Source organism: Streptomyces sp. NPDC058663 (assembly GCF_042716745.1).
Classification (GTDB): Bacteria; Actinomycetota; Actinomycetes; order Streptomycetales; family Streptomycetaceae; genus Streptomyces.
Genome location: NZ_JBHXRV010000110.1, coordinates 1 through 2,574 on the forward strand (window position 1 = coordinate 1; position 2,574 = coordinate 2,574).

Below are 2,574 nucleotides of genomic sequence, written 5' to 3' on the forward strand. Positions count from 1 at the left end.
CAGTTCGGTACGGGTACGGCCCGCGACAGCCGTACCGACCACCACGTCGCTCTGCCCCGACCAACGACCCAGCACCGCGGAGAAAGCCCCGAGCAGCCCCATGAACAACGTCGCCGACTCCCCCTCCACCAGCCGGGTCAGACCGGCCACCACGTCCGCCGGGACCTCGACGGGTACGGAGGAGCCCGCGAAGGAGTCCACGGCGGGCCGGGGGCGGTCGCCGGGGACTTCCGGAGCGGTGGCTCCGTCCAGCCGGCCGCGCCAGTACGCCAGCTGCTTCTCCAGCCGCTCCCCCGACAGCCACTCGCGCTGCCACACCGCGAAGTCCGCGTACTGCACGGGCAGTTCGGGCAGTCCGGCGCTACGTCCCGAGACCGTGGCGGCGTAGATCGCGGCCAGTTCCTCGACGAGGACGCCGAGCGACCAGCCGTCGACCACGATGTGGTGCATGCACAGCACCATGACGTGCTCGGAGTCGTCGACGGCGACCAGCGAGCCGCGCAGCAGCGGTCCGGCGGACAGGTCGAAACCGCGGGCGGTCTCGGCGCGCACCCGCTCGCGCACCGCGTCCTCGCCGCGTCCGGCCGCATCCGTCACCGGGAGGCCGACGCCGACGGCGGGCAGCACGATCTGCTGAACGGTGCCTCCGGCGTCCTCGCGGAAGACGGTGCGCAGCACCTCGTGCCGGGCGACGACCTCGCCGAGCGAGCTCTCCAGGGCCGCCACGTCCACCGCCCCGCGCAGCCGGACCAGGCCGACCATGGAGTAGAGCGGGGATCCCTGCTGCATGCGGTCGAAGAAGTGCAGTCGCTCCTGGGCGAAGGACAGCGGGGCGGGTGCCGAGGGGTCGGGACGCCGCTCGACGGCTGTCGCCGTGCGGGCCACGCCCTTGCGGTCGAGCAGCTGGTCGAGGAGCTTCTGTCGCTCTGCGGAGAAGGGGTCGAGGGTCATGGGTCGTACCTCCGTGATCACGTACGAAGTCGGAAGGCGCGCGTGTGCGGCGGACCGGGGTGCGCGGGGTCGGGGCTGGAGCCGGGCGGTGTGCGGGGTCAGCCCTGGAGCTGGGCGGCGATCTCGTCCGCGTGCAGCCGGCTGATCTGGAGCACGAGCTCGGCGATCTGGTCGGCGTCGTGCCCGCCGGCTGCGCGGGCCGTGTCGCGGACGACGTCCGCGAGCCGGCGGACGGTGGAGACCCCCACGAAGGAGCGCAGCGACACCTCGACGCGCAGCATCGTGTGGATGCGGGAGACCACCTGGGTGGCGAGCAAGGAGTGCCCGCCGAGGTCGTAGAAGTCGTCCTGGACACCGACCAGGTCGGTCTTGAGCACCTCGCACCAGATTCCGGCGAGCACCTCTTCGAGTGCGTCGGCAGGCGGCTCGTAGGTGCGTTCCACGACGAGCCGTTCGCCGGGTGCGGACGGCAGCCGCTTGAGGTCGACCTTGCCGTTGGCCAGCAGCGGGAAGGCCTCCAGCCGGACGAGCACGCCGGGGATCATGGCTGCGGGCAGCCGCTCGGCGAGGAAGGCGCGCAGCGGTGCGGCGGCCAGCGGTCCGTCCAGGTGTGCCGTGTCCTGGTGTTCGGTGAGGTAGGCGACGAGTTGGGGGGTGCCGTCCGTGTCGGGCACGGCGGTGACCAGGGCCTGGTCCACCGCGGGGTGGCCGACGAGCGCGGTCTCGATCTCGGCGGGCTCGATCCGCTGACCACGGATCTTGATCTGGTGATCGAGACGCCCCAGGTACTCCACCGTCCCCTCCGCCCGCCACCGCACCAGGTCACCCGTCCGGTACAGACGGCCGCCCGCCGTGAACGGATCCGGCACGAACCGGTCCGCCGTCAGCCCCGGACGCCCGTGATACCCCCGCGCCAGCGGCACCCCGCCGATGCACAGCTCACCGGGCACACCCACCGGCTGCACCCGCAGCCCCGCATCCAGCACGTGCACGCGGGAACCGGGTACCGGTCGGCCGATGGAGATCCGGCCGGTGGGTACCGGTGCGGTGACCTGGTGGGTGGCGGCGTCGATGGTGGTCTCGGTGGGCCCGTACATGTTGTGCAGCTGGGCGCCGGGCAGTTGACGCAGGAACTCGTCGGCGAGAGCGGGCGACAGTTCTTCGCCGCCGCACAGCATCAGGCGCAGACCGGCCGCGCGGGCGGAGAGTCCGCCGTGGTCGAGGAGGGCGCGGAGCATGGAGGGCACCACGTCGCAGCAGCTGATCCGGGCGCGCTCGCACAGGCGGAGCAGGTAGTCGGGGTCGCGGTGGCCGCCGGGGGCCGCCATCACGATCCGCGCGCCGACCAGCAGCGGGACGAAGCACTCCCACAGGTGCGGGTCGAAGCCGAGGGGTGACTTGTGCACGACGCGGTCGCCCGCGTGGAAACCGTACTGGTCGACCATGCCGCGCAGCCGGTTGGTGACGGCGTGGTGGTGCAGCAGGGCTCCCTTGGGCCGGCCGGTGGAGCCGGAGGTGTACAGCACGCACGCGGGGTTCTGCGGGTCTACGGGAACAGCCGGGCGGGTCACGGGCAGAGCCGCCAGCTCCTCGGCCAGGTCCTCGGTCCGTACCACCTCGACA

At 72.5% G+C, this 2,574-nt stretch carries 2 protein-coding genes; both read right to left on the minus strand.

All coding sequences use genetic code 11. The features are described 5' to 3' along the window. Window positions 1–951, minus strand: a 951-nt coding sequence (locus ACFWVV_RS37680) for a condensation domain-containing protein (protein WP_384359148.1), incomplete at its 3' end; no start/stop codon positions are given. A 98-nt stretch (window positions 952–1,049) separates the two neighbouring features. Next, window positions 1,050–2,574: amino acid adenylation domain-containing protein (locus tag ACFWVV_RS37685; RefSeq protein WP_384359150.1), on the minus strand; the 1,525-nt coding region annotated here is incomplete at its 5' end.